The organism is Rhodococcus sp. DMU1, assembly GCF_012272955.1.
Lineage (GTDB): Bacteria > Actinomycetota > Actinomycetes > Mycobacteriales > Mycobacteriaceae > Rhodococcus > Rhodococcus aetherivorans.
This window is the reverse complement of record NZ_CP050952.1, coordinates 3415501-3440000: the sequence shown is the minus strand read 5'-3', so window position 1 is coordinate 3440000 and position 24500 is coordinate 3415501. Positions and strand designations below refer to the sequence as shown.

The window sequence follows — 24500 nt, the reverse complement described above, 5'->3', positions numbered from 1 at the left end:
CTGCGGTCGGGTGTCGCTGCGGTCAGGTGTCGCGGCGGTAGTGCAGCAGGCGGGCCCACCAGACGACGGTGGCGGTCGCGGCGGCGGTGAGCACGGCGGTCTGCGCATCCGCGGTGATCGCGAACAGCGCCAGGAGGACCAGGACGGCCGCGACGAGTGCCTCGAGCTTGTACAGCGGCCATGCGGTTCCGGCCACGTCGACGGACGCGGGCCGGCGGCGGGTGGGGGTGGGCGAATCCATCGTCGTCATCTCGACCTCCGTGCGCCTCGGGGAACCCGTCCGCCAGGCTACTCGCAGACTTGTTTTCGGTCTACCGAACATTGCCGATCGGCGCGGTGACGCCGGGTCCCGGCGGTCGGGTCGTCGCCCTCGCCGTCGATGTTGCCCGGCGGCGGCACGGGCGGCTCGAGCAGCGCCCACTGGGCGTCGGTGAGCGACGACGACGGTACACCGCGCACTGGTGTCCGGGGGCCGTGTCCGGGGTGGGGCATGACGGGCACGGCGCGATGAGCGATGATGGCCAGTGAACTCTTGGTCGGGAGGTGACGTAAGCACTCATTGACTTACCAGGAGTTCACCTGTTCCCACACTTCACATGCCTCGCCACCGGCTCGTAGCGTTCTCGGATGCACTCTGAGCTCGATTCTTCACCTCGGCGACCTGCTGCGACTGTAGGGGCCGGTGTTGTTCGGCGTGTCGCGGCGACTCGCGACGGTTACCACCCGATCATCTTGGGGTTCCTTCCACAGAAACATCCGAGACGAGGACACATGGTGGCCGTGGGCATCAGTGTGCCCGACGTGCGGGCCGTCGGCGAGCAGCCGAGCAATCGATACGCGTATCGACCTGGCGGCGTTCCGGGGCCGGTTCTACGACTGCCTGACCACTCGTCGTGACGCATTGTTCGAGTTGACTGACGCGGTGCTGTGTTCCGGCGGTGCGGTCCGTACCCTCGTCAAGTTGCCCCTGACACCCGAACGCCGTCGCGGTCACGGCGCCCTGTACGACGGCCTGGGCGGATTCGACATCGATCGTCTACGGAACATGATTGCCGCCGAGTCGATCCCACGCGACCGCGAGGGCGCGATCGTGTTGGCCGTCGATGTCAGGGCCTGGCCGCGCCCGGATGCCCGACGAGCCCACAGCGTACGTTCCGCCACGTGTACGGGCGCGGCACGGGACGGGCGCAGCTGATCCCCGGCCGGCAGTACTCGTTCGTCGCCGCGCTCGAGCCGGGTCGCACCTCGTGGACGGCGGTGTTCGACGCAGTCCGCCTGCAGCCGGACGACGATGAAACACTCGTCACCGCAAGACAAGTGCGCAGCGTGGTCGAGCGTCTGCGAGCGGCCGGGCAGCACCGCGACGGTGACCCGGACATCCTCCTGATCTTCGACGCTGGTTTCGACCTGCCTCGGCTGGCGGTCGCCCTCACCGACCTTCCGGGGTGGATCCTGGGCCGAATGCGCGGGGACCGCGTGTCGTGCTTCCCGGCGCCACCCCGGCACGGCCCGCAGTTCCGGTTCGCCGACCTGAGCAGCTGGCCCACACCCGCGGCCACCACGAGCACGGTCACCGGCCGGTACGGAACGGCGACGGCCTCCGCATGGAATCAGCTGAACCCGAGGCTCATCCACCAAGGGGTGTGGGCCGAGCATCCCGGAGCACTGCCGATCGTCGAGGGCACGGTAATCCCACTGACCGTCGGCCATCTGCCCGGAAACCGGCACCCGGCCCCGGTATGGCTGTGGTACTCGGACCCCACCGTAGGAGGTGACCACGTCGACGGACTGTGGCAGATGTTTCTGCGCCGCTTCTTTCCTCGTGCACACCTTCGAAGAAGTTCCAGCAGGCGTCGGAGTGGACTGCGCCGACGATCCGCCGTCCCGAGACGGCCGATCGCTGGACCTGGATCGTCATCGTGGCGCATGCCCAGCTGCGGCTCGCCCGGCCCCTGGCCGAGGACCTGCGCCGACCCTGGGAGCGACCGCGGCCTCCGGGCCGGCTGACCCTGGCCCGGGTCCGTCGCGGGTGTCGGTGCATCTGCCGGACGATGCCCACTCCGGCCGGTGCGCCGAGACCCTCCCGGCCCGGTCCCGGACGACCCTTCGGCTCGAAGAACACCCGTCCCGCTCCCGTATTTCCACGCGGGCAAACGCGTCAGAACCGACATGCAGGAACCGGCCGGTGTAAACCGCACAGGTCAAAAATCAAGCTCAGGGAATGGAGGAGCCGACTACTCGGGCTTACTGTCTCCCGAGCTAAGACGATCAGGTGGTGCAGTAACTACTCGATCAGCGCACAACAACCACGGCGGACGAAGTAGCAGACGCGCGGTGCAATCGGAGTCCGTTGCGGCGATCACTGACTGATGTATGAGCTCGATAATCTTCGAATTCGAATCGAGTGCTGGAACGCCTCGGCAGAAGCGGTGCGCCCGCTGCGCGAGTAGTGCACCGGACAGCGCGCCGTTTTTCGGCGCAATCTGCAAGATTGTACGACGCGCGAGTCGGATGAACATGCTGCAAATCGTTGGTGGCGACTGCGCCAGCACACGATCGGGCAGAGATGACATCGCTCACTGGCGACTGCGCCGGACCGCACGGAACACCGAGGGTGGATCGATTGCCCACCCAGGGTGGGTTTCCGGGTGGTCGAGCGAGCGGAAGATAGACAAGGAGGCAAATCTCAGTTTGGAACAAATGAACGGCCATCGGGGAGGCGTGGACGACGTCGGTTACGCGCTCGTGACCTGGGTGGACGGCCCCATGTGGAGGTCCGAACGGCCTCTATGTCGAACAAGTCCATCAATTGATGTCGGTATCCGTGCATGACGGTCTCCTCGAGCGGCCGCTCGGATATCCGGCCGTGGGCCGCGAAAGGATGTACTGCTACAAGATGTTGCGGACCGATCCGGCTGGCGTGACGGTGCTGCCATTCCGGTGGAGTCCTCGAACCGAAAACGCTCCGGGAACGACTTGATCGAGTCGATTTGAAAACTTCCTAGAACTCATAAAGGAGCGAGAAGGAGCAATGCACGAATCGACCATGGTGCGGCACAATCGGGTGTTCGACGACGCCTCGAGCGGCACCCCAAACGATTCCAATGTGCTTTTCGGGCGGCGGCCGGAATGCGCACGAATTGATCAGTTGTTGGCGGAACCCCTGACGGGGGCGAGCGCCGCGCTCGTCATCACCGGGGATCCTGGGATCGGTAAGACAAGCCTGCTGCGCTACGCCCGCGACGGCGCTCGCACACTGAAAGTGTTGTCCGTGAGCGGGGTCGAGGCGGAGACCATGTTCCCGTTCGCAGCGCTAGGACGATTGCTCACGCCCGTCCTTGATCGGCTCGGTTCGCTGCCCGCCGTTCAGGCGGACGCCCTGCGCTGCGCGCTCACGCTCAGCGCGGAACGACCCCGTGACCGCTTCGCTGTGTGCGCGGCGGCATTTCAGTTGCTCGCGACGACGGCCGAGAGATCCCCGACTCTCGTGCTCGTCGATGACGCGCAATGGTTGGATGTCTCCACCGCCGAGGCACTCGCCTTCACTGCACGCCGACTGCGGGCCGAGGGACTCGTGCTGTTGATCGCCACGCGCGACGCCGGAGGCTTCGCGGACATCGAGCAGCTGAACATCGGCGCGCTCGACGAGGATTCCGCCGCGGAGTTGCTCACCGCCCGATTCGCGGCTGCACCCGCCGAGGAGGTCGTGCGCGCGCTTACCGCGGAACTCGGAGGCAACCCACTGGCATTGCATGAGGTCAGCGGCACCCTCACCCGCGCTGAGCTGACCGGCACCGACCCGCTCCGAGCGCCATTCTCGGCGGAGAACGCCGCATCACGCATCTTCGGCCCGCGTATCTCCGCCCTCGACCGTGCATCGCTGCACGCGCTCCGCATCACCGCGGTCGCCGCCGGTGATGGCCTCGAGGTGGTGCTCGCCGCGCTGGCGGCGAAACCTGGAGATTGTGCCGCGCTGGAATCGCTCGAGAACAAGGGGCTGGTCGCCGTCGAGGTCGCCGATGTTCATTTCGTGCACCCGTTGCTGCGTACTGCCGTACTGACCAATCTGACACCGGGCCAATTACGGGCACTCCACCGAACTGTTGCCTCCGTCATGACGGCGCCGTCACAGGCGGAACGCCGGGCCTGGCACCTCGCCGAGGCCGCTCTGGGGCCTGACGAGGCCGCCGCTCGAGCCCTCGAACAGGCTGCAGACCATGCGCTGAGACGCAGCGGCTATGCCGGCGCCGCTCTGGCGCTCGAGCGCGCCGCTGAACTCTCCAGGGACGGCCCCTCGAAGGCGCGCCGATTCTGTGCCGCCGCGAACGCGGCGCACTCCGCGGGACAGCTTGACACTGCGCTGCGACTGCTGAGGAAGTCCGAAGAGTACACGGTCGATCCCGTCCTGCATGCCGACATCGCGGACATGCGCGGTCGAATTGAACTTCACACGGGACGGGCCAGCGTCGCCCGCATGGTGTGGCAGGCCGGCGCGGTTGCGGTCAGCGAGGTAGACCCCGCGCGGGCGGCCTCGTTGCGGGCCACGGCTGCCATTGGAGCGCTGGCAGCGGGTGATCCCGCGGGCGCCTGTGCGCTCGCGCGGGAGGCCGCCCACTCAGCTTCCCCGGCCGACGGAAACACCCAACTCCTGAGCAAGACCGTCATCGGGAACGCTCTGACACTGATGGGCCAGGAGTCGGACGGCATGCGGTGGATGCGGGAGGCGGCCGCGTCGACCCGGAAGCCTGCGGCAGGTGAGCCCGACATCGAGTGGGTCCTTGTCGGCGCGCTCAGTGGTGTGACCTGGTACGGCGAGGAGATCGATCCGCGGGGGTTCCTCGACCCGTTGCTTCATCAGCTACGGCGCAGCGGCGCGCTGGGCCATCTACCGCTGGCGCTGCATGTTGCAGCGCTCGCCGACAGTAGGCGAGGACGGCTGCAGTCGGGCCGGTCCGCGGCTGCGGAGGCGGCCGAACTGGCGGCCGGTATCGGTGACGTCTTCACGCTGTGTCCGGCGCTGGGCTGCCTTGCGCTGCTCGAAGCGCAAGTTGGTGACGAACAGTCCTGCCGTGCTCATGCTGCAGAATCGCTGCGACAGCGTGAGGTCACCCGGTTGGGCGTGATGCATCACGTGGCGCTGGAGGGATTGGGCCTGCTCGAGCTGAGCCTGAACCGACCCGATCGGGCGATTCCATACCTCGAGGAGGTCAATCGAGGCCCGGAGCCGGATGTACGCGACCCGATGGTGGTGCGAGTCTCGTCCCTGGATCTCATCGAGGCCTACGTTCGGGTCGGTGCGGACATCAGCGCCACAATGCGAGATCAGCTGGGGGGATTCGCAGGATTGACGCTGCCTCCGGCGCTCAGTGCTTTGATCTGGCGGGCTATGGCGTTGGTAGCTGGCGATGGGGATTACGACGAGTTCTTTTCGCGGGCACTCGCCTTCCACGCTCGGTGCCCGTCGCCGTTCGATGCGGCCCGCACGCGATTGTGCTATGGCGAACGGCTCCGTCGGGCGGGTCGTCGGCGCGACGCGCGCGAGCATCTTCGTTGCTCACTCGACGGGTTCGAGCGAATTGGGGCTCGCCTGTGGGCGGCGCGGGCGGCCACCGAACTCACCGCCGCCGGGCAACCAGCCAAGGCGCGAAGTGGAAGCGTTGCCGACGCGCTCACCGCACAGGAGTTGGAGGTGGCCCAGCTTGCTGCAAACGGTGGCACGAACCGTGAGATCGCCACGCAGCTGTTCCTCAGTGTCAAGACGATCGAGATGCACCTGGGACGGGTTTATCGCAAGGTTGGTGTCCGCTCCCGGACGCAGCTCGCCAACTCCTTCCGGGACAGCGTGAAGGACTGCGTGTGATCACCGCCGGGCGCTGTACGCGATCCACCCCGCCCGTGGTCGTCGTCAAGGGCGCTTCGACTGCCTCCCCTGGCGACGCGGTTGCCGGGACAGCACCCGATTCCAGGCGGGGGACGGCCCCGGCTTCGCGCTACCGGCTCCGGCCCTTCGACCTGCACGGACCTCGTCCTTCTCGAGACACCCCACTCGGTCAGCTCGTCAGCCACCTCGGGCAGGGGCGCCGCTCTCACCGTTCCTGCGGTACCGGGCTGGTAGGTCGCGAGGGCGGCGGCACCGATCTGGCCGAAGAACCGGGCCTCGTGCTCATCGAGGACATCGATGAGCACGAGCGGCGAGATCATCCGCTGCAGCCGGCCATCAGCGAAGCTGACAGTGCGTGCGCGAACTTATGGGATGGCGGTCACGATTGGGCCGACGTAGTAGTACGGTGCACCCGTGCCGATGCACTGGATGAACGCTCGGGTACCGGGTGTGTATCGGAAGAAGATCGGGTTCGGTCCGGTCTCGAATTTGTAGAAGTCCGGGACCACTTGTAGGTACGGCGGCTCGAGACTCCATCCCTCGCACTCCCACGTTTCCCCTGGTGCCAGGTCCATGCGGATGACCCCGCCGGGTTCGGGTGTGGCGACCGGCGGGGTCGCGGACGCAGTGCCGACTGCCAGCAGACCGAGCGCCGCTGCCGCTGCCACCGACCCGGCACGTCGGATGTTTCTGAGTCGGATGTTTCTCATCGGAAGTCCTCCTCTTGTCGGGTTTGGGGTGGCAAGTTCAGCGGTGGTTGCGCGGATGCGCCAGCCGGATCAGCAGGCTGCCGAGCGAGTGGCCTTCCTTACCGAGCACTCCGAAGCGGTGGATCACCGCGAGGTCGCGCTTGTACGGGGTGCCGGTGACGCCGCAGGCCCGCTCGACCGCGGCAACTCTCCGAGAGAGTTCCGTGCGCCGGACGACCGCCGCGAGAATTTCCGCGTCGATGTGGTCGATCTCGTTGTGCAGCTCGTCGAACTCGATTGTGATCGATCGCTCGTCCGATTGGGGGAACGCAAGTGGGTTCATCTCCAGCTCCTGGCAACTATCGCGTATCAGGTCGGTGGTTGTCGGTGGTTGTCGGCGGTTCACCGTGGAACCGAGACCGACACTATGGATTCCACGAAGTACCGACGGCTGCAAATCTCCACACCGAGGGAAAGGGTCACGGGTGGGGACGGGACGGATCGTGCAGTCGGCGGCCGGACCGGGCGATGGCGGGCACGTTGCCGGGCGAGCCTGTTCGGCGACGAGCCGGGGGTGAACCGTCTCGTGGCTTCGGTGATCGCTGCGTCCTCGATCATGAAGGCCTCGCTTCATCGGCGCATTCTGCGACGTACTTGCCGGTCTCATATCGGGTATGAGGAGAGCATCCTTGACGAAGCCGTCGCACTTCACCGCGTGGCGGTAACGAGTAGCCGACTCTTGTTTCCGCGGCAACCTCGCCACGTCGGGCGGGACGGCGCCCACGACCGGCACGCTGAACAACGGCGCGGATGCGGGAGCAAGCGGGCCGAGCCTGACGGGATGGATCGCCTCGGGAACGGCCATCGCTGCGCGAAACACTTTCTTGTTCAAGGTGTTCTTCTCGTGGTGTGTTTCGGCGGGTGTTGCACCCGGCACGAGTGGTTGACGTGGAGAACATCATTCGGCATGGGCACGGTGACCGGCGACGGGGAAAACCCTCGACCGCGATGTTTGGGCCGAGCACCTGTTCGCCGCGGTGCAGGACACCGTGGTCGAACACCAGGTCGCCACCGCGCTGTCCTCCCAGCTCGCGTGCCCGGCCTGCGAAATCCCGCGGCGGCACAGGGACAGCCTGGACCATCGTGATGGGGACGCTGTTCGGCACGCTGCCGCTGGACAGTCCCCGCTGGTGGCGCAGCCCGTGCACGCCGCAGCCGACCCGAACGTTCAGCTGCCTGGCCGCGACCCTGCGGGAGCGGACGACCTCGGGGACTCGCGCACCCCGATCCGCGCGTGCAGTCGGCGCAGCGGTCCCGGTGCCCACCAGTTGAACTCGCCGGCCACCCGCATGAACGCCGGCACCAGCACACCGCGCACCAGTGTGGCGTCCATCAGTACGGCGAGCGCAGTGCCGATCCCGAACATCTGCATGAACGACAGTCCGGTCGAGAAGGACAGCAAGGTCACGGTGAGCAGGGCGGCCGCGCTGCTCACGATCCGCCCGACGCGCCCCAGGCCCTCGATGGTCGCCTCGGTGGTGTCCGCCCCGCCGTCGCGCGCCTCCTTGATCCGGCTGAGCAGGAAGATCTCGTAGTCCACCGACAGGCTGAACGCGATGCAGCACAGCAGCACCACCATGCCGATGTTCAGCGGTGCGGGCGTCACGCCGGTGATCGCGGCCAGGTGCCCGTCCTGGAACAGCCACACCATCGCGCCGATCACCGCGATGAGCACGAACACGTTGAGCAGCAGCGCCTTGATCGGCACGATCATGCTTCCGGTGAATAGGAACAACAGCACGAAGGTCGACACGGCCAGCAGTGCGAGTGCCGACGGCAGACGGCCGGCGATCGCGGAATTGCTGTCGATCAGCGTCGCCGTCGGGCCGCCGACGGCAACGCGGTTCTCGGCCACCGCCGGCAGCGCCCGGATCTCGTGCACCAGGTCCTGGGCCGGTTCCGATTGCGCGTCCACCGTCGGTTCGACCAGCACGTACCCGGCATCGTCGGCGGTGAAGCGCGCGCTCTGCGGTCCCGGACCGGCCACCAGCATCCCGTGTTGGTAGCGGCCGAAGGCGCCGTCCACCCGGGCCACCTCGTCGAGCGCGGACACCTCGCGGGCCACCCGCTCGAGCGCCGCCGCGTCGTTGCGCGCCACCAAGATCGCCGCGTCCGAGCTGTCGGCGGCATAGTCGTCCCGGATCGCGGTGGTGACCTGACGCGCGGCCGAATCGACCGGCAGCGCTCGCTCGTCCGGGGTCGCGAACCGGGCGTGCAGGACCGGAAGGCCCATCAGTAGCAACAGCATCAGCACCGGCAGCGCGGCGCGCACCGGTCGGCGCGTCACCGCCGCCGCGGTGCGACGCCAGAACGGCGAATCCGCCGCCAGCCGGTCGCGTCGGCGCCGCACCGCCAACGAGTCGATTCGCCCACCGAGCAGTGCCAGAATCGCCGGCAGCACCACCACTGCGCTCACGGCCGCCGTCACCACCACCGCCATCGCCGCGAACCCGACCGACCGCAGGAAGTAGATGGGGAACACGAGCATCCCGCCCATCGCCACCGTCACGGTGGCCGCGCTGAACAAGATGGTGCGGCCGGCCGTCGCGACCGACTCGATCACCGCTTCCCGTGGTGGATGCCCGGCGGCCCGCTCCTCGCGGAACCGGGACACCAGCAGCAGCCCGAAGTCGATGGCGAGGCCGAGCCCGAATGCCGTGGCCACGGTCAGCGCGTAGACGGACACGTCGGTGACCTGGGCCAGCACGAACAGCACCAGCATCGTCGCCAGAATCGAGGCCACGCCCAGGCTCAGCGGCAGCAGCGCGGCCACCACGCTGCCGAACACGATGATCAGCAGCAGCAGCGTCGCGGGCAGCGCGATCGATTCGGCCAGCTTCAGGTCCTGCGCCACGTGGGTCTCGAGGGCGTCGGTCAGCCCCAGCTTGCCCCCGGCCGCCACCCGCACCGCCGGGTCCTCGGGCAGCTCCGCGAGGATCGTCGTGGTGTGCCGGGCGGCCTGTTCCGCGGTGCCGCCGACGTGCAGCAGCACCAGCCCGGACCGGCCGTCGGTGCTGCGCAGATCCGGCAGCCGCGTGGTCCAGTAGGAGCCGACCTCGGTCACCTCCGGCTCCGCCGCGATCCGCCGCTCGAGCCGCTGCGCCGCGGCCATCACCTCGGGGCTGTTCACATCGCCGGCGCGGGCGGTGACCTGCAACACCAGGTTGGGTGTGGAGCCGCCGAAGCGCTCGTCGAGGAAGGCCTCGGCCAGAGACGATTCCGAGCCGGGGTCGTCGAAACCGCCGACCTTCAGCTCGGCGGAGACACCCGTGCCGAACACACCGGCGAGCACCAGGAAGGCCAGGGCGCCGGCGAGAACCCGGCGGGGACGGTCGACGATGAGGGTGGCGAGCCGTGTCACCATGACGTCGTCGCTCCTTCGCGATCGTTTGCCATGCGCGGTGGTGAGCTGTTGTTCCTCCGATGCCGCGTGTCGCGGCTCGTCGTCGCGTTTACCGGCGCCGCCGTGAGCGCCGCAGTCTGCACCATGGCGAGGGCGTTGCGACCCGGGCCCGGCCGGGTAGCCGTCGGTGGTGGTGCTCATCTCGATCCTGCTCTCGATCGTCGGCAATCGGATTCATCCCCGCCCGGAACACCGGGCGCCGCCGCGCTCGACATCACCCCGGACCGTGCGGGACCGACGACCCGTCCGAACGGTCGTCCTGGTGCCGCGGGCCCAACACTTCGAACATGATCGGCCTTCGCGGCCCGGTCGCGATGTTGTGTGGGACCGACACCGGCGGCGGCCGGCGTAGGGCCCGCTCCGGCAGAGCCAGCCGGACCCGCGACAGGATGGTCGCCAGCACGATCGGCATCTCGTACTCCGCCAGGGCGAACCCGATGCACCGTCGATGCGCGCCGCCGTACGGCGCGAATTCGAACGGACTGTAGTGCCGCCCGACGAAACGCTCCGGATCGAACCGGTCGGGTCGTTCCCAGACATCCGGATGCGAATGCAGGAGCGGCAGGGCGATACCGACCGTTGCGCCCGCGGCTACCGGGACGCCGCGCACGTGCAGCGGCCCGGTCAGCCGGCGCAGCACGATCGGCACCGGCGGGTGTAACCGCAGCGTCTCGTGGCACACCGCGTCCAGGTACGGCAACCGAGCGAGGTCCTCGGGCGCCGCCGTCGCGCCCAGGTCCCGCACCTCGGCTATCACCCGCTCGCGGACCTCAGGGTGGCGGTGCAGATGGAACAACGCCCAGCACACCGAGGTCGCGGTGGTCTCGTGCCCGGCCACCAGCAATGTGCGGAGTTCCTCGCGCAGCTCGCCGTCGTCGATCCGCGACCCGTCTTCGTAGGTCGCGGCGAGCAGCATGCTCAGGATGTCCACCCGGCCGTCCTCGGGGTCCGCGCGCCGGCGCTCGATGTCCTCGGTCAGCAACGCATCGAATTCGTCGCGGGCGCGGACGAACCGATCCCAGGGCGCGTGTCCGAACACACCGCGGCGCAGCGGTGGAACCAACATCAGCGGGCCGGTGTAGGCGGCGAGGAAATCGGCGACCACCCGGATGTATTCGGCCGGGCGTTCAGCGCCGGTGAGCCCGAACACCGCCTCCAGGATCACGCGCAGGGTGATGGCCCGAAGGGCAGACCGCGAGTCGACGATGCGTCCCGGAGTCCAGTCGGCGATCTCATCGAGGGTCGAATCGCGGATGATCTCGCCGTATGCCCGCATCCGCTGCCCGTGGAACGGTGGTGTCAACAATTTCCGTTCCCGGCGGTGCCGCTCTCCGGATATCAAGATCAGCGACGCGTCCCCGACCAGCGGCGCGATCGGATTCGGTGTCGGGGGCTCGACCAGATCGACGGGCGCACGGAAGATATCTCGGGCACCCTCGGGATGTCCGGTGAACAGGATCGGCGTGAAGCCGGGAAACCGGACCTCGAACGGGTCACCGTCGCGGTCGCGCCGCCACCGGAAATAGCGATCGGGATCGGCCCCGGCGGTGAGCGTGCGAACAGCACCGCGCCCGGCCGCACGTAACTGCGAGGCACGCGGCAACATCGTCGACATACCGCGGCCCTCAGATCGCCTGCAGTGCCCGCAGCACCGCGCGGCCGGCGGCGGGATCGCCCACCGCGATGCGGGCGCTGCCGTCGGCGTAGGGTTTTGCCACGATGCCGGCGCGCTGCAGCGCCGGTGCGATGCGCGACCCGTTCAGGTAGAGGAAGTTGGCATGGCTGCGGGGAACATGCACCCCGTTCTGCCGCAACGCCACCCACAAGAGTTCGCGTTCGGCGGTGATCCGCGCGACCCGGTCCCGCAGCTCGTCCTCCGCCGCATAGGAGGCGGTCACCGCCGCCACCGCCGCGCAACTCATCCCGAACGGCAGCTGCCGGCGCCGCACCCGCGCCACCAGCTCCCGCCCTCCGAATACGTACCCGATGCGCAGCCCGGCCAGCCCGAATGCCTTCGAAAACGTCCGCAGCACCAGAATATTGGGGTAGCGGCGAATGAGGCCGAGCACATCGACCGCGTCGGCGGCGTCGATGAACTCGACGTAGGCCTCGTCGAGGATCACCACCACCTGCGGCGGAATCGAGGACAGGAACACCTCCAGGTCGGCCGCGGAGACCAGGGTGCCGGTGGGGTTGTGCGGCCGGCACACCACCACCAGCCCGGTCCGGTCGTCGACCGCCTCGCCCATCGCACACAGATCCTGGCGACCACCATGATCGAGCGGCACCGCCACCGCTTCCACGCCCAACATGTCGGCCATGATCGGATAACCGTCGAACGTCGGGTTCGCGAACACCATGGTTTCGCCGCTTCGCAGCACGGCCTGCATGATCTGCATCGCCACCCCCGTCGCGCCCGAACCGACCGCCACCTGCTCCGGGTCCACACCGACCCGGTCGGCGATGATCCGGGGAAGCCGCTGCGGCAGAAACTCCGGATATCGATTCGCCCGGGCCATCTGTTCGTACAGCGCCGCCAGCACCGACGGCAACGGCGGGAACGGGTTCTCGCTCAGCCCGAGCTCGAAGTGGGGCATCGGCCTGGTCACGCCGCTCCCCGCCGACGGTGTCGTCGCCTCCGCGATCTCGCCGGTCATGGCGTCGGCCCCGCTCCCCATCGGACGGCGGCCGCACCGGCGAAGTCGCCGGCGTGGGCGAATCCGGCCAGCACCACCAGTGACCCGTTGCCGATGCGCCCGTCCCGGTTGGCGGTATCCAGCGTCACCGGAATGCCGGCGCCGAAAAGGTTTCCGCACTCGTCGAAGGTGTCCGGGTGCTGCTCCGGGGTCAGCTGCATGGCCTCGCGCCAGTTCCGCAGGAACAGCCGGTTGGGTTGGTTGGTGACGAAGGTGTCGACCTCGGCGGATTGCACGCCGATCCGATCGCAGACCGCCAGCGCCACCTCCGGCACCAGCCGGTTGCCGCGGGCGAACACCTTGGTGATCTTGGACTCGGTGAACCCCACGCAGACCTGCCCGAGGCCCGGCTCCCAGTACTTGCGATCGGAGACCGGAACTCCCTCGAAGGTCATGTCCCCACCGAACTCCGGATAGGTGCGGCATTCGATGCCCAGGATCGGGGCGTCGTCGGATTTGGTCAACAGGCCGACCCCGCAGCCGTCGCCGGGGACCGAGGCATGCGCCAACCCTCGGATCTCGCTCTGGGTGAAGACCTGTCCCGCACTGTTCTGGGTCGTGGCGACCAGCGCCGTGGTCGCATCGGAGTTCTGCAGGATGGTCCGGGCCAGCGCCATCATGTGCACGAACGACGCGCAGCCGCCGTTGTGCACGTCGATCACCCAGTCCGGGCGCAATCCCAACCGGCGGGCCACCTCCGGGCCGCAGCCGAGCACCGGGTTGTCGGGCAGCTGGGTGTGGGTGAGCAGCACATCCACGTTCGAAATCGTGTCCGCGCCGTGCCTGTCGATCAGCGGGGCCACCGCCCGCTCCACCATGTCCACCGCAGTCTCGTCACGGGCCACGTGGTGCCGATACTTCGGCGAGCGGAACATGACGTTCTTCGCCATCCGGTCCGAGCGGGAGAACTGAGTGAAATATTCGGTGGGAACCCGATTCTCCGGTAGATAGCTGGCGACGTCGACCAGGCTGACCGTGGGCCGGGCCGCTGTCATCGGTGCGTGCACTGTCATGCTCATTTCATCCATTCCGGCTTGATCGGCAGACCGTGGGTGGCGCGGTACTCGCAGATGGCCTTGAGGTTGTCCATCTCCAACTGATGTCCGGCGGAGAACATGTCCCAGAAGTCGCCGACCCACACCGGGCGGTTCGCCGGTGCCGTCTCCGGGTAAGGGTTCTCGTCGTAGAACGGGTGGCGGCAGTTGGTCCACAGCACCACCGATCCGGGCTTGTTGAGCACCACCTGCGCATCGACCACCCGCATCAGATAGATCATCCACAGGTGTCGGCCCTGGTCCCACGCGCAGTGGTAGTCCACCGTCATCGCGTCGGGGTTCGCGACGGTGCGCACATAGCATTTCGTCTGGTCGCCGAGTCGGTCGTAGGAGAGCCACAGCCCGGGCTCGTCGGTCTCGGTGAACCCGCGCAGGCTGTAGGTCCACTCCTCCAGACACCGGGTGTCCGCAAGGTACTCGTACACCTCACGCGGCGGCGCCGCGATGTAGGCGTTGACCGGGCAGAACTGACCGAACACCTGGTCGTGCGGGTACACCGACCGCAGCATGTCCACGATGATCGGTGTGGTGGCCTCCTTGTCGGAATTTTCGATCCGCAGCACACCCGGGATCAGATCCTCGGCGATGTCGCTCAGAGCGGGAAGACTGATGGTCACGATTTCTCTCCTTCGGTTCTTTATCGGGGGCTGGTCAGGAACGGCAGGAACGGTGGTATCTCGTCGGGATCGCAGTCCACCGCTACGAACGACGGGCCTTCGGTGTGCGCGCTGCGTGCCAGCGCGTCGGTCAGCTCGCCGACACTTCGCGCGGCGAATGCCGGCAGCGTCGGGAACATCGCCGCGATCCCCTCGCCGAGCAGGGCCGGCCGGAATCGGTTGAAGCTGTATCGATCGCGGTAGAACAGTTGCTCGCGGGTCACGCACATCGCGTGCGCGTTGTTGTTGAACACGATGAATGTCACCGGCAGGTCGTGCTCGATCGCGGTGTGCATCTCCAGGCCGTGCATGAAGAACGCGCCGTCCCCGGCGATCACGAACGTCCTTCTGTTCCGCGCGAACGCCGAGCCGATCCCCGCGCCGAAGCTGTAGCCCATGCCGCCCATCCCGAGGGCGACCACGAACCGCCCGCCGCGGGGCACCGAAAGATGATGCACCACCGATGCGCCCGTGTTCCCGGCGTCGGCGAACACGTCCGCTCCCGCCGGCAGCATCGCTGTGATCGCCTCCACGGCCTCGCGGTAGCGCAGCCCCGGACCCGAGGAGTCGGGTACCTCCAGCGTCGTCAGGGCCTGCGGGCCTGCCGGTTCCGGTACGCCGTCGACGTCGAACAGCGCCGTGAGCTCGTCCAGTGTCGACCCGAGGTCCATGCTCACCGCGTGCACCGTGGGCGCATAGGGTGGTTCGGCGCCGATGCTGGCCACCGGCACTCCGGCCAGCGCACCGTCGAGCCCGGCTCGTGCGGTCATCGGCATCCGGGTGCCCACCAGCAGGCACAACGCCGCCTGCTGCACGGCGTCGACGAGTTCGGCGTGGCCCATTATGCCTGCCACACCGCAGAATCCATGCTCGTCGGCGGCGTAGCAATCCTTCGCATCCGGTGCCACCCCGACCGCCGCGTCCAACGCGACGGCCAACGCCCGCACCTGCGCGCGGGCATCGTTGCGCGCCACCTGATCGCCGACGATGAGCACGATCTTGCCGGTCCGCCGGGCCGCGGCGATCATCTCGGCGACCCGGGCCAGCCCGATGTGATCGCGAACCACCCGGCGGGTCGGCGGGGTGAACCGGGGCCCCGTAACGGTGGCCTGCTGAACATCCTTGGGCAACAGCAATACCGCAGGCCCACCGCACAGCGCCGCGGACACCGCCCGCTCCAGGTGCTCGGCGATGTCCTCGGGCCGCTCGACCCGCGCGCAGTAGCGGGAGATCTCGAAGAACAACCGCGCAGCGTCGATCGAACCCGCCCGGCCGCTGGAATCCTGGAACGCCCCGCCGCCCTCCAACGTGGTCGGTGGCTGACCGACCAGGGCCAGCACCGGCACCCGCGAGGTGTAGGACTCGGCCAGTCCGGCGACCAGGTTCATCGCGCCACCACCCGAGGTGGCGGCGACAACACCGAGCCCACTCGACGAGCGTGCGTACCCGTCGGCCATGGTGGCCGCGGAGAACTCGTGCTTGGCAACCACCCCGGTCACATCCACGTCGGCATCGAAGACCGCGTCGTAGAGGTCCTCGATGTTGGCGCCGTCCACCCCGAAGATGTTCCGCACGCCCAGCGCGGCCACCGCATCGACCAGGTAGTCGACGACCCGCCGCTGTTCGCGTCCATGACTTCGACCGCTCGTTACCATGCCGTGCTCCTCCCGGGACTTCGGTCCCTGCTCTTCTTGTCGCTTCCCGATGTGGTGAGGTCTGGCCCGATCGGGTCACCGTCACGGGTGCCCTTGGGCGACCCCACACGTAGGGGCTGGGGTCAGGTTCGGGAGCGCCGGCCTACCCGGAATCTCTGCATCGTTGCGCTCCGCCTGGTGCGCAGCTGATCGCCTACCACAATGTGCCGGCGCCGCTGCCCCCAGTAGGCACCCCAGGTTGCAAATCTCTACCCCGAGAGGAAATACCACGGGTGGGGACAGGACGAACCGTGCAGTCAGCGGCCGGACCGGACGACGGCGGACACGCTGCCGGGCGAGCCGCTTCGGCGCCGGGCGGAGGTGAACCGTCCCGTGGCTTCGGCGATCGCTGCGTCTTCGGTCATGACGCCCTCACTTCATCGGCACATCCTGCGACGCACTCGCAAGTCCCATATCGGGTCTGGGGAGAGCATCCGTGCAGAAGGCCTCGCACTTCGTCCTGCGGCGGTAACGAGTAGTCGACTACCTGACCTGCCGATTCCCGATAGGTAAGCGCTCGACGTGACAGTGCCGCGCCCACGACCCGCCTACGACCGGCACCCTGAACATCGACGCGGATGCGGGAGCAAGCGGGCCGAGCCTGACGGGATGGATCGCCTTGGGGGCGGCCACCGCTGCACGACACACGTTCTTGGTCAAGGTGTTCTCCCTCGCAGTGTGCGCCGGGCGGGTGATGAGCCGCCGGCACGAATGGTTGACGTAGAACAGCATTCGGCACGGGCACGGTGACCGGCGACGGGGGAAACCCTGGACCGGACGCGCCGGGTTGTCCCCGATCGGAGCGGGTGGACGGCGAGTTCGAGGGATTTCCCCGTCGAGTGACCGAGGTCATCCACGCAAGAGTTATCACATGGCTGTTGATCTGTTGCGTGCGGCCGACCGGTTCGCCACCGCGCTGCACGTGCCCCTGTACGAGGAGGCACGTGCCCTTCGGCAGCGGCAGCAGTCACACAACCTGGTCCGAGGAGTTACGGCCCCACCGTTGGAGGCGGGAGGACTGCCCGTCCTGCTGGTCGGCGGTCTGCTCGACACCCCTGGCTGCTCGAGTCCCTCTCGGACTGGTTCGACCTGGTTGACTGTCGCCCCACGCCGGCGCCGGTCAACCGCGTGGTCGGTGAGGTCGAGGCCCGCACCTGCATCCTTTGCGCAGGTAGGCGCGGCGGTGCGCGGACACCCCGGAATGAAACCGTTGGGCTTCCATGCGATCAGTACGTTGCCACCGTTGTGACGGACTCGGACCAGCATCCTTTCGTCTTGCCGTCGGCGCGATCGTCGCGGCCGACCGGCCGGCAGACGCGCTTCGGCGAATACAGCAAGACCGGTCCTTCTCGAGTGTCCACGCCCCGAACTGCCAATGTAACCGATAATTAGTCACGCTAATCATATTCTGGCACCCATACACGTGAGAATGTGGAAGTGCCCAGCCAGCTGCGTGAACGCGCGTTGCGGCTGCATCGGGAGTCCGAGCCGAAGCCAGTGATCCGGCGGCTGGTCGAGACGTTGAATGCACGTCGGTTGCCTGGCGACCCTTTTTCGCTGGTGGTTTGACAGATGAGCCGTGTTTTGGCAGCGAGGGGCGGCCGGGCGTGGTCGAATCGGGGCCATGCCTCTCACCGGAGAATACGAACCGAGTCCGTCCCAGTGGGCCGCCGACCAGGTGGCGCTGTACGAGAGTTCCGGCGGTACCGAGGGTACTACCCTGAACGGCCGGCCCGTCGTCGTGCTGACCAGCCGCGGAGCGAGGACCGGCAAGCTGCGCAAGACCCCGCTGATGCGGGTCGAGCACGACGGCGTCTACGCGGTGGTCGCCTCCCTCGGCGGTGCCCCGAAGCATCCGGTCTGGTACTACAACGTCCTGGCGGACCCGCACGTCGAACTGCGTGACGGGCCGACGGTCCGGGACATGACCGCCCGCGAGGTCCACGGCGAGGAGAAGGATCTGTGGTGGCGGCGCGCGGTCGAGGCCTTCCCCGATTACGCGGAGTACCAGAAGAAGACGGACCGGGAGATCCCGCTCCTGATCCTGGAACCGCGCTGACGCGCGAGCGCGGGAGCCGGGTGTGGCCGGCGGGGTGACGAAACCCGCGTTGGGGGTTCCGGGCGGGCAGTGGCAGCATAGGTAGGTGACCACTACCTCGCGAGCCGCCGATCCGATGCACCTGCCCGCCCTGAGCGTGGCCGACATCGAGGCCGCGGCGGAGCGAATTTCGGCGGTGGTCGCGCCCACCCCGCTCGAGCACAGCGAGCGGCTCTCCGTCCTCACCGGCGCGAACGTCTATCTCAAGCGCGAGGACCTCACCCGCGTCCGCTCCTACAAGCTGCGCGGCGCATACAACGTCATGGCGCAGCTCTCTCCCGCCGAACGCGAGGCGGGTGTGGTGACGGCCAGCGCCGGCAATCACGCGCAGGGTGTGGCCTACGCCTGCCGGGCGATGGGGGTGATGGGCCGGATCTACGTGCCCACCCGGACCCCGAAGCAGAAGCGGGACCGCATCCGTGCGCACGGCGGTGCCTTCGTCGAACTCATCCCCACGGGCGACACGTTCGACGCGGCGGCGGCCGCCGCCGCCGAGGACGTCGCGCGTACCGGCGCGACGATGGTCGCGCCGTTCGACGACGCGCGCACCGCGGCGGGGCAGGGGACCATCGCCCGCGAGGTGCTCGAGCAGCTGCCCGCGGCGCCGGACCTGGTGCTGGTTCCGGTCGGCGGTGGCGGTTGTCTGGCCGGCATCGCGGCGTACCTGCACGAGAAGTCGCCGTCCACCTCCATCGTCGGGGTGGAACCGGCCGGCGCGGCGTCGATGACCGCGGCCCTCGTCGCGGGCGGACCGGTGACCCTGCCCGAGGTGGATCCGTTCGTCGACGGTGCCGCCGTCAAGCGGGTCGGCGACGTGCCGTACGCGGTGGTCTCCCGGCTCGGCGCCGAGATCGTCTCCCACGCGAACCTGCCGCTGGTCGCGGCGCTCCGCAACGACGGTCTGGGCACCGGGCCGTTCGGGATGACCCAGGTCGACGAGGGTGCAGTGTGCACCGCGATGCTGGATCTGTACCAGAACGAGGGCATCATCGCCGAGCCCGCGGGCGCGCTGTCCGTCGCTGCTCTCGAGGGGTTGACCATCGCGCCGGGCTCGACGGTGGTGTGCCTGATCTCTGGGGGCAACAACGACGTCTCCCGCTACGGGGAAATCATCGAGCGCTCCCTCGTGCACCGCGGCCTCAAGCACTACTTCCTGGTGGACTTCCCCCAGGAGCCGGGTGCGTTGCGGCGGTTCCTCGACGAGGTGCTCGGACCCGACGACGACATCACGCTGTTCGAGTACGTCAAGCGCAACAACCGGGAATTCGGGGCGGCGCTGGTCGGCATCGAACTCGGGGCGGCGGACGGCCTGTCGCCGCTGCTGGCGCGCATGTCGGCCTCGCCGATCGAGGCGCAGCGGCTCGAGCCGGGCTCGCCGGCCTACCGTTATCTCACCTGAGCCGCACGGGATTCCCGGCGGGGGAGGTGTGTTGTCCCCGCCGGGCCCGCCCGTCCGGTGTGTGCCGGCGCCCGTGAACCGCGTGCGCCGCCCGGGTGATTCCGATCGGTGCGGGTGTGGCGGCGGTTCCGGCGATCAGGGGTGTGCGGAGCCGAGCAGGCGGGCGACCACCTGTCTGTGCAGTTCCGGATCGGGCTTCGGGAGGCCGAGCATCGCACCGAGGTAGATGCCGTCGCCCACGAGGCGCACGATCTCGGCGGTGACGGGATCGTCGATCTCGGCGCGCAGGCCCTCGTCCCACGAGCGCATCACCTCGACCACCGCGCGCTGCACGTCGTCGTGCTGGCCGTCGGCACTGCGCAGCGCCGCCACCGTGGACCGGAACAGGGCCATCTCCGCGGCGTCGCCGGTCTCGTCCGGATCGGCGAGATACCACTCCGCGACCGGGGTGCCGCCGGCGACGGCATCGGCGAGCCGGGCGTCGCCCCGTTCGCCGAGGCGCCGCACCATCGCGGCGAGCATCGACTCCTTGGTCGGAAAGTGGTACAGCAGGCCGCCTTTCGAGACGCCCGCGGCGGCCGCGACGCCCTCGAGCGTCACCTGGGCGACCCCCACGTCGACGAGGGTGCGTTCGAGGGCGTCGAGGATGCGGTCGCGGGTGTCGGAGGCCATGGGCCGATTCTACCGATTGTCTTTGTACCGTCCGGACGGTCGGTGCTACCGTATTTCTGTACCGGCTGGACGGTTCAGTGTGGAGGGAAGACGGATGACGAACACCGGGCAGACGCCGGGGCTCCGCCCGGCGGACGCGGGGACCGGGCCTGCGCCCGCGGGTGTGCGCACCTGGGCGGGGCTGGTGGTACTCGCCTGTGCCGTGTTGCTGATCGCGGTCGACGCGACCGTTCTCGACCTCGCCCTGCCCTTCCTCAGTGCCGATCTGGCCCCGAGCGGGGTGCAGCTGCTGTGGATCATCGACGTGTACTCGTTCGCCGTCGCCGGCCTGCTCGTGACGATGGGCGTGCTCGGCGACCGCGTCGGCCGTCGCCGGCTCCTGCTGGTCGGCGCCGTCGGCTTCGCCGCGGCCTCGGCCGTCGCGGCGTGGGCGGTGAGCCCCGAGATGCTGATCCTGGCGCGTGCACTGCAGGGAATCTCCGGCGCCACCCTCATGCCCGCGACCCTGGGGCTCATCCGGCACATGTTCACCGACCCGCGGGAGCGGACCGTCGCCATTGGCGTGTGGGGCGCGATGGCCGGCGGCGGCGCCGCGCTCGGCCCGCTCGTGGGCGGCTGGCTGCTCGAACACTTCTGGTGGGGGTCGGTCTTCCTGATCAACCTGCCGATCATGGCGGTGCTCGTCCTCGCCGGGCCGTTCCTCGTCCCGGAATCGCGGGATCCGCACCCGGGCCGCTTCGACCTGCCGGGGGCCGCGCTGTCGCTGCTGGCCGTGGTTCCGATCGTCTACGCGGTCAAGGAAACGGCGCTGCACGGCCCGCATGCCGCCGCGCTGGTCGCGCTGGGCGGCGGTCTGACGGCCGCCGCGGCGTTCGTGCACCGTCAGCGGGTCGCGAAGAACCCGCTGCTCGATCTCACTCTGTTCCGGCGGCGCGAGTTCTCCGCGGCCGTACTGACGAATCTGCTGGCGATCTTCGCCCTCGCCGGGGTGCTGTTCTTCGGGTCGCAGTATCTGCAGCTGGTGCTCGGGATCGGACCACTACAGGCGGGTCTGCTGATGCTCCCCGGGACCGCGACCAGCGCTCTGTCCTCGCTCGGAGCGGCATGGCTCGTGCGGCGCCTGCCCGTCGGGACCGTCCTGTCGGGTGCTCTGGCCATCGCGGCCGTGGGTGCGGCGATGTTGCTGGCTCTCGGCACCACCCACGGGGCGGGGTTGTTCGTCGTCGGCTTCACCCTCATCGGCGTGGGGGTCGGCGTCGCGCTGACCCTCACCACCGACCTGGTGGTCGGGGCCGCCCCGGCGGACCGGGCCGGCGCCGCGTCGGCGGTGTCGGAGACGGCGTACGAACTCGGTGTCGCGCTGGGGGTGGCAGTGCTCGGCAGCGTCGTCACGGCCGTCTACCGTTCCCGGCTCGGGATTCCGAGCTCCGGCCACGAGTTCGACACCCTCGGCGGCGCGGTGGCCGCGGCCGGACGACTCCCGGCGGCGGAGGCCGAGGCCCTGCTCGAGTCGGCGCGGGACGCGTTCGTCGCCGGCACGCACGGGGCCGCGGCCGCCACGGCGGTGATCCTGGCGGCCACCGCCGCGCTGACCCTGCGCATGCTCCGCCGGCGGTGATCCTGTGCGCCTCCGGCTGCGGTGACCCTGCGCGGCCTACGGCCTGCGGTGACCCTGCGCGGCCTCAGACCCGCGGTGTGACGGCAGAGTCGAGCACGACGAACGAGTGCCCCGGCACGAGCGTCGCGGACCCGGTCCGGTTGACCACAACCGGCTCCCACCACACCAGGGGAGCACCACCGAAGGGCACGGTCACCGGGTCGGGCCCGAGGTTGCACGCCACATGAAGGCCGCCGCGGTGCATCACGATCCAGCGCTCGTCCTCGTCGTAGTCGACGTGCAGGTGCTCGAGCCACGGATCGGTCAGCTCGGCGCGTTCGCGGCGCAGCGCCAGCAGCTGCCGGTAGCAGTCGAGCACCCGCGCGTGGCCGGGCTCGGCGCGCTCGGCCCAGTTCAGGGTCGACCGCCGGAACGTCTCCGGATCCTGAGGGTCGGGCACGTCCTCGGCGTCCCATCCGTGCTCGGAGAACTCGCGCCGGCGTCCCTCGGCGGTGGCCCGGGCCAGCTCGGGTTCCGGGTGGGAGGTGAAGTACTGGAACGGTGAACTCGCGTCCCACTCCTCGCCCATGAACAACATCGGCGTGAAGGGGGAGGTGAGCACCAGCGCGGCCTTGACGGCGAGCTGACCGTGGTCGAGGTAGTGACCGGGCCGGTCGCCGATCGCCCGGTTGCCCACCTGGTCGTGGGTGCACGTGTAGGCGAGCAGGGCGCTCGCCGGGATGCGCCCGACGTCGAGCGGGCGCCCGTGCGTGCGCCCGCGGAAGCTCGAATAGGTCCCGGCGTGGAAGAACCCGTGCCGCAGGGTGCGGGCGAGACAGTCGAGCGAACCGAAATCGCCGTAGTAGCCCTGTCGTTCGCCGGAGACGGCGGCGTGCACGGCGTGGTGGATGTCGTCGTCCCACTGCGCCTGCAGGCCGTAGCCGCCGGCGGCGCGGGGCGAGATCGTCTTCGGATCGTTCAGGTCGCTCTCGGCGATCAGGCTCAGCGGCCGGCCGAGGTGCGCGGACATCCGGTACGTCGCGACGGCCAGTTCCTCGAGCACGTGCACGGCGGTGTGGTCGACCAGTGCGTGCACCGCGTCCAGGCGCAGCCCGTCGATATGGAAGTCCCGCATCCACCGCAGGGCATTGTCGAGGATGTAGCGGCGCACCTCGCCGGAGTCCGGCCCGTCGAGGTTGACCGATGCGCCCCACGTGCCCTGCCCGCCGGACAGGTACGGGCCGTAGCGGTCCAGGTAGTTGCCGGACGGTCCGAGATGGTTGTAGACCACGTCCAGGATCACCCCGAGGCCGCGGGCGTGGGCGGCGTCCACGAAGCGCTGCAGGCCGTCCGGGCCGCCGTACGGCTCGTGCACCGCATACCAGAGCACCCCGTCGTAGCCCCAGCCGCGGGTGCCGTTGTAGGCGTTGACCGGCATCAGCTCGACGAGGTCCACCCCGAGCTCGACGAGGTCGTCGAGGCGGTCGACGGCCGCGTCGAAGGTGCCACCATCGGTGAAGGTGCCCACGTGCAGCTCGTAGACCACTCCGCCGGCGAGTTGCCGACCGGTCCAGGACGCGTCGGTCCAGGCGCTCTCGTCGAGCGAGTGCAGCTGGGACAGGCCGTGCACGCCGTCGGGTTGCCGCGGCGAGCGCGGGTCGGGCAGCACGGTCTCGTCGTCGTCGAGGACGTACCCGTAGCGGGCACCGGGGGAGGCGTCGACCTCGGCGCGCCACCAGCCGTCGTCGTCCCGGCGCATGGGGTGGTCCGTGCCGTCGACGCGGAGCCGGACGGATTGCGGGGTCGGAGCCCAGACCTCGAAGGTATGCACCCGACCAGCATGCCCGGTCGTCGTCGCGCCTGCAGGCCTCCGAAATCTGTTGCAGTTTCGATGCAACCGATGCTGATACGCTGAGATCGATGTCCCAGCATGCCAAGAGGACCTACAGTTCGCCGCTGCGCGAGGAGGCCGCGCGCCGTACCCGGGCGACCGTCGTCGACGCTGCCGCCCGGCTCTTCGTCGATCGCGGGTACGTCAGCACCACGGTGAAGCAGATCGCGGAGACGGCCGGGGTCGCCGTGCGAACCGTCTTCACGGCGTTCCCCGGCGGCAAGTCCGAACTGTTCCGGGAGGCGCTCGACGCCGCGGTCGCGGGCGGGTCCGCGGACTCGGCCGGCGACGATCCGGCTCCGGCCGAGCGTTCGCGCCCGGGGCGGGTCGCCTCCGGCCCGGCGGGATCGGACGCCGAACGCATCGTCGAGCAGGTGGTCCGTTACGGCGCGGACCTGCTCGAGCGGGCCGGCGGGCTGCTGATGACCTCGGTCGAGTCGTCGGGCGCGGACCCGGACATGCGCCGGTTCGCCGACGAGGACGCCCGCGCCACCGCGGACAACGCGCGCACGATCGCGGTCGGGCTGCACCGGCACGGGCTGCTGCGCGACGACGTGAGCGTCGATCACGCGGCACACGTGCTCTACACGCTGGGTTCTCCGCAGGTGCATGCGCTGCTGCGCCGCGACTGCGGCTGGGACGTGGACGAGTACCGGGCGTGGCTCACGGCGACCCTGCGGGCGACGCTGCTGCGCTGAGCCGGTGCCGC

At 69.0% G+C, this 24500-nt stretch carries 18 protein-coding genes; 8 read left to right on the top strand and 10 right to left on the bottom strand.

What is annotated here, in order from left to right; translation table 11 throughout:
* Positions 1–22: 22 nt before the first annotated feature.
* Positions 23–250: a hypothetical protein gene (locus tag HFP48_RS15790; protein WP_006933441.1), complete on the bottom strand. Its 228-nt coding sequence runs from the start codon at positions 248–250 to the stop codon at positions 23–25.
* Positions 251–682: 432 nt separating this feature from the next.
* On the opposite strand from HFP48_RS15790, the gene HFP48_RS32170 reads away from it, so the two are divergent.
* The 3 genes from HFP48_RS32170 (at position 683) to HFP48_RS15780 (ending at position 5860) form a co-directional block, all read left to right on the top strand.
* The gene (locus tag HFP48_RS32170; RefSeq protein WP_306430601.1) at positions 683–1195 is read left to right on the top strand and encodes a transposase; all 513 of its coding nucleotides are present in this window, start codon (positions 683–685) and stop codon (positions 1193–1195) included.
* A complete protein-coding gene (locus HFP48_RS31615) occupies positions 1162–2007 on the top strand; it encodes a transposase (RefSeq protein WP_065922497.1) in 846 nt (281 codons plus the stop codon). Before HFP48_RS32170 ends, HFP48_RS31615 begins: the two co-directional genes overlap by 34 nt.
* 1024 nt (positions 2008–3031) lie before the next feature.
* Positions 3032–5860, top strand: a complete 2829-nt coding sequence (locus HFP48_RS15780; RefSeq protein ID WP_168579742.1) for a LuxR family transcriptional regulator — start codon at positions 3032–3034, stop codon at positions 5858–5860.
* 768 nt (positions 5861–6628) lie between these two features.
* On the opposite strand, the gene HFP48_RS15775 is transcribed toward HFP48_RS15780, so the two are convergent.
* The 7 genes from HFP48_RS15775 to HFP48_RS15745 all read right to left on the bottom strand — a co-directional run bounded on the left by HFP48_RS15775 (position 6629) and on the right by HFP48_RS15745 (position 16095).
* Complete coding sequence (locus HFP48_RS15775; protein WP_006943743.1) at positions 6629–6913, bottom strand: chorismate mutase; 285 nt, start codon at positions 6911–6913, stop codon at positions 6629–6631.
* Between the two features lie 885 nt (positions 6914–7798).
* Positions 7799–9994, bottom strand: coding sequence for an MMPL family transporter (locus tag HFP48_RS15770; RefSeq protein WP_044476346.1), 2196 nt, complete (start codon positions 9992–9994; stop codon positions 7799–7801).
* Between the two features lie 253 nt (positions 9995–10247).
* Positions 10248–11648, bottom strand: coding sequence for a cytochrome P450 (locus HFP48_RS15765; protein WP_168579741.1), 1401 nt, complete (start codon positions 11646–11648; stop codon positions 10248–10250).
* Between the two features lie 10 nt (positions 11649–11658).
* Positions 11659–12690, bottom strand: a complete 1032-nt coding sequence (locus HFP48_RS15760) for an aminotransferase class I/II-fold pyridoxal phosphate-dependent enzyme (protein ID WP_006943753.1) — start codon at positions 12688–12690, stop codon at positions 11659–11661.
* Complete coding sequence (locus HFP48_RS15755; protein ID WP_081637044.1) at positions 12687–13742, bottom strand: ketoacyl-ACP synthase III family protein; 1056 nt, start codon at positions 13740–13742, stop codon at positions 12687–12689. Before HFP48_RS15755 ends, HFP48_RS15760 begins: the two co-directional genes overlap by 4 nt.
* 2 nt (positions 13743–13744) lie before the next feature.
* Positions 13745–14401 carry a hypothetical protein gene (locus HFP48_RS15750; RefSeq protein WP_006943756.1) on the bottom strand — a complete coding sequence of 219 codons (657 nt, stop codon included), beginning with the start codon at positions 14399–14401 and terminating at the stop codon, positions 13745–13747.
* A gap of 20 nt (positions 14402–14421) precedes the next feature.
* Positions 14422–16095, bottom strand: a complete 1674-nt coding sequence (locus tag HFP48_RS15745) for a thiamine pyrophosphate-binding protein (protein WP_065922498.1) — start codon at positions 16093–16095, stop codon at positions 14422–14424.
* Positions 16096–17571: 1476 nt separating this feature from the next.
* Between HFP48_RS15745 and HFP48_RS32105 the strand changes: the two genes are divergently transcribed.
* From HFP48_RS32105 to ilvA, 3 genes are all read left to right on the top strand, one after another.
* A complete protein-coding gene (locus tag HFP48_RS32105; RefSeq protein ID WP_255326746.1) occupies positions 17572–17703 on the top strand; it encodes a hypothetical protein in 132 nt (43 codons plus the stop codon).
* 55 nt (positions 17704–17758) lie between these two features.
* Positions 17759–18193 carry a nitroreductase family deazaflavin-dependent oxidoreductase gene (locus HFP48_RS15740; protein WP_006943762.1) on the top strand — a complete coding sequence of 145 codons (435 nt, stop codon included), beginning with the start codon at positions 17759–17761 and terminating at the stop codon, positions 18191–18193.
* 115 nt (positions 18194–18308) lie between these two features.
* Positions 18309–19631: a threonine ammonia-lyase IlvA gene (gene ilvA / locus HFP48_RS15735; protein ID WP_065922499.1), complete on the top strand. Its 1323-nt coding sequence runs from the start codon at positions 18309–18311 to the stop codon at positions 19629–19631.
* A gap of 135 nt (positions 19632–19766) precedes the next feature.
* Here ilvA and HFP48_RS15730 read toward each other — a convergent pair whose 3' ends face one another.
* The gene (locus HFP48_RS15730; RefSeq protein WP_006943765.1) at positions 19767–20303 is read right to left on the bottom strand and encodes a TetR/AcrR family transcriptional regulator; all 537 of its coding nucleotides are present in this window, start codon (positions 20301–20303) and stop codon (positions 19767–19769) included.
* A gap of 94 nt (positions 20304–20397) precedes the next feature.
* Between HFP48_RS15730 and HFP48_RS15725 the strand changes: the two genes are divergently transcribed.
* Positions 20398–21921 (top strand): MFS transporter, encoded by a 1524-nt coding sequence (locus tag HFP48_RS15725; protein ID WP_168579740.1) that lies wholly within the window; start codon positions 20398–20400, stop codon positions 21919–21921.
* 64 nt (positions 21922–21985) lie between these two features.
* Here the strand turns inward: HFP48_RS15725 and treZ are convergent, their stop codons facing one another.
* A complete protein-coding gene (gene treZ, locus HFP48_RS15720; RefSeq protein ID WP_081705045.1) occupies positions 21986–23797 on the bottom strand; it encodes a malto-oligosyltrehalose trehalohydrolase in 1812 nt (603 codons plus the stop codon).
* Between the two features lie 23 nt (positions 23798–23820).
* Between treZ and HFP48_RS15715 the strand changes: the two genes are divergently transcribed.
* Positions 23821–24489 (top strand): TetR/AcrR family transcriptional regulator, encoded by a 669-nt coding sequence (locus HFP48_RS15715; protein ID WP_006943771.1) that lies wholly within the window; start codon positions 23821–23823, stop codon positions 24487–24489.
* Positions 24490–24500: the final 11 nt, after the last annotated feature.

What these genes read in the sequence shown, in the direction of transcription:
- HFP48_RS15770 (WP_044476346.1), bottom strand. Translation starts at nt 9,994, where the DNA reads ATGGTGACACGGCTCGCCACCCTCATCGTCGACCGTCCCCGCCGGGTT.
- HFP48_RS15755 (WP_081637044.1), bottom strand. Translation starts at nt 13,742, where the DNA reads ATGACAGTGCACGCACCGATGACAGCGGCCCGGCCCACGGTCAGCCTG.
- HFP48_RS15730 (WP_006943765.1), bottom strand. Translation starts at nt 20,303, where the DNA reads ATGGCCTCCGACACCCGCGACCGCATCCTCGACGCCCTCGAACGCACC.
- HFP48_RS15745 (WP_065922498.1), bottom strand. Translation starts at nt 16,095, where the DNA reads ATGGTAACGAGCGGTCGAAGTCATGGACGCGAACAGCGGCGGGTCGTC.
- HFP48_RS15765 (WP_168579741.1), bottom strand. Translation starts at nt 11,648, where the DNA reads ATGTCGACGATGTTGCCGCGTGCCTCGCAGTTACGTGCGGCCGGGCGC.
- ilvA (WP_065922499.1), top strand. Translation starts at nt 18,309, where the DNA reads ATGCACCTGCCCGCCCTGAGCGTGGCCGACATCGAGGCCGCGGCGGAG.
- HFP48_RS15715 (WP_006943771.1), top strand. Translation starts at nt 23,821, where the DNA reads ATGTCCCAGCATGCCAAGAGGACCTACAGTTCGCCGCTGCGCGAGGAG.
- HFP48_RS15790 (WP_006933441.1), bottom strand. Translation starts at nt 250, where the DNA reads ATGACGACGATGGATTCGCCCACCCCCACCCGCCGCCGGCCCGCGTCC.
- HFP48_RS15725 (WP_168579740.1), top strand. Translation starts at nt 20,398, where the DNA reads ATGACGAACACCGGGCAGACGCCGGGGCTCCGCCCGGCGGACGCGGGG.
- HFP48_RS15760 (WP_006943753.1), bottom strand. Translation starts at nt 12,690, where the DNA reads ATGACCGGCGAGATCGCGGAGGCGACGACACCGTCGGCGGGGAGCGGC.
- HFP48_RS15775 (WP_006943743.1), bottom strand. Translation starts at nt 6,913, where the DNA reads ATGAACCCACTTGCGTTCCCCCAATCGGACGAGCGATCGATCACAATC.
- HFP48_RS15780 (WP_168579742.1), top strand. Translation starts at nt 3,032, where the DNA reads ATGCACGAATCGACCATGGTGCGGCACAATCGGGTGTTCGACGACGCC.
- HFP48_RS15740 (WP_006943762.1), top strand. Translation starts at nt 17,759, where the DNA reads ATGCCTCTCACCGGAGAATACGAACCGAGTCCGTCCCAGTGGGCCGCC.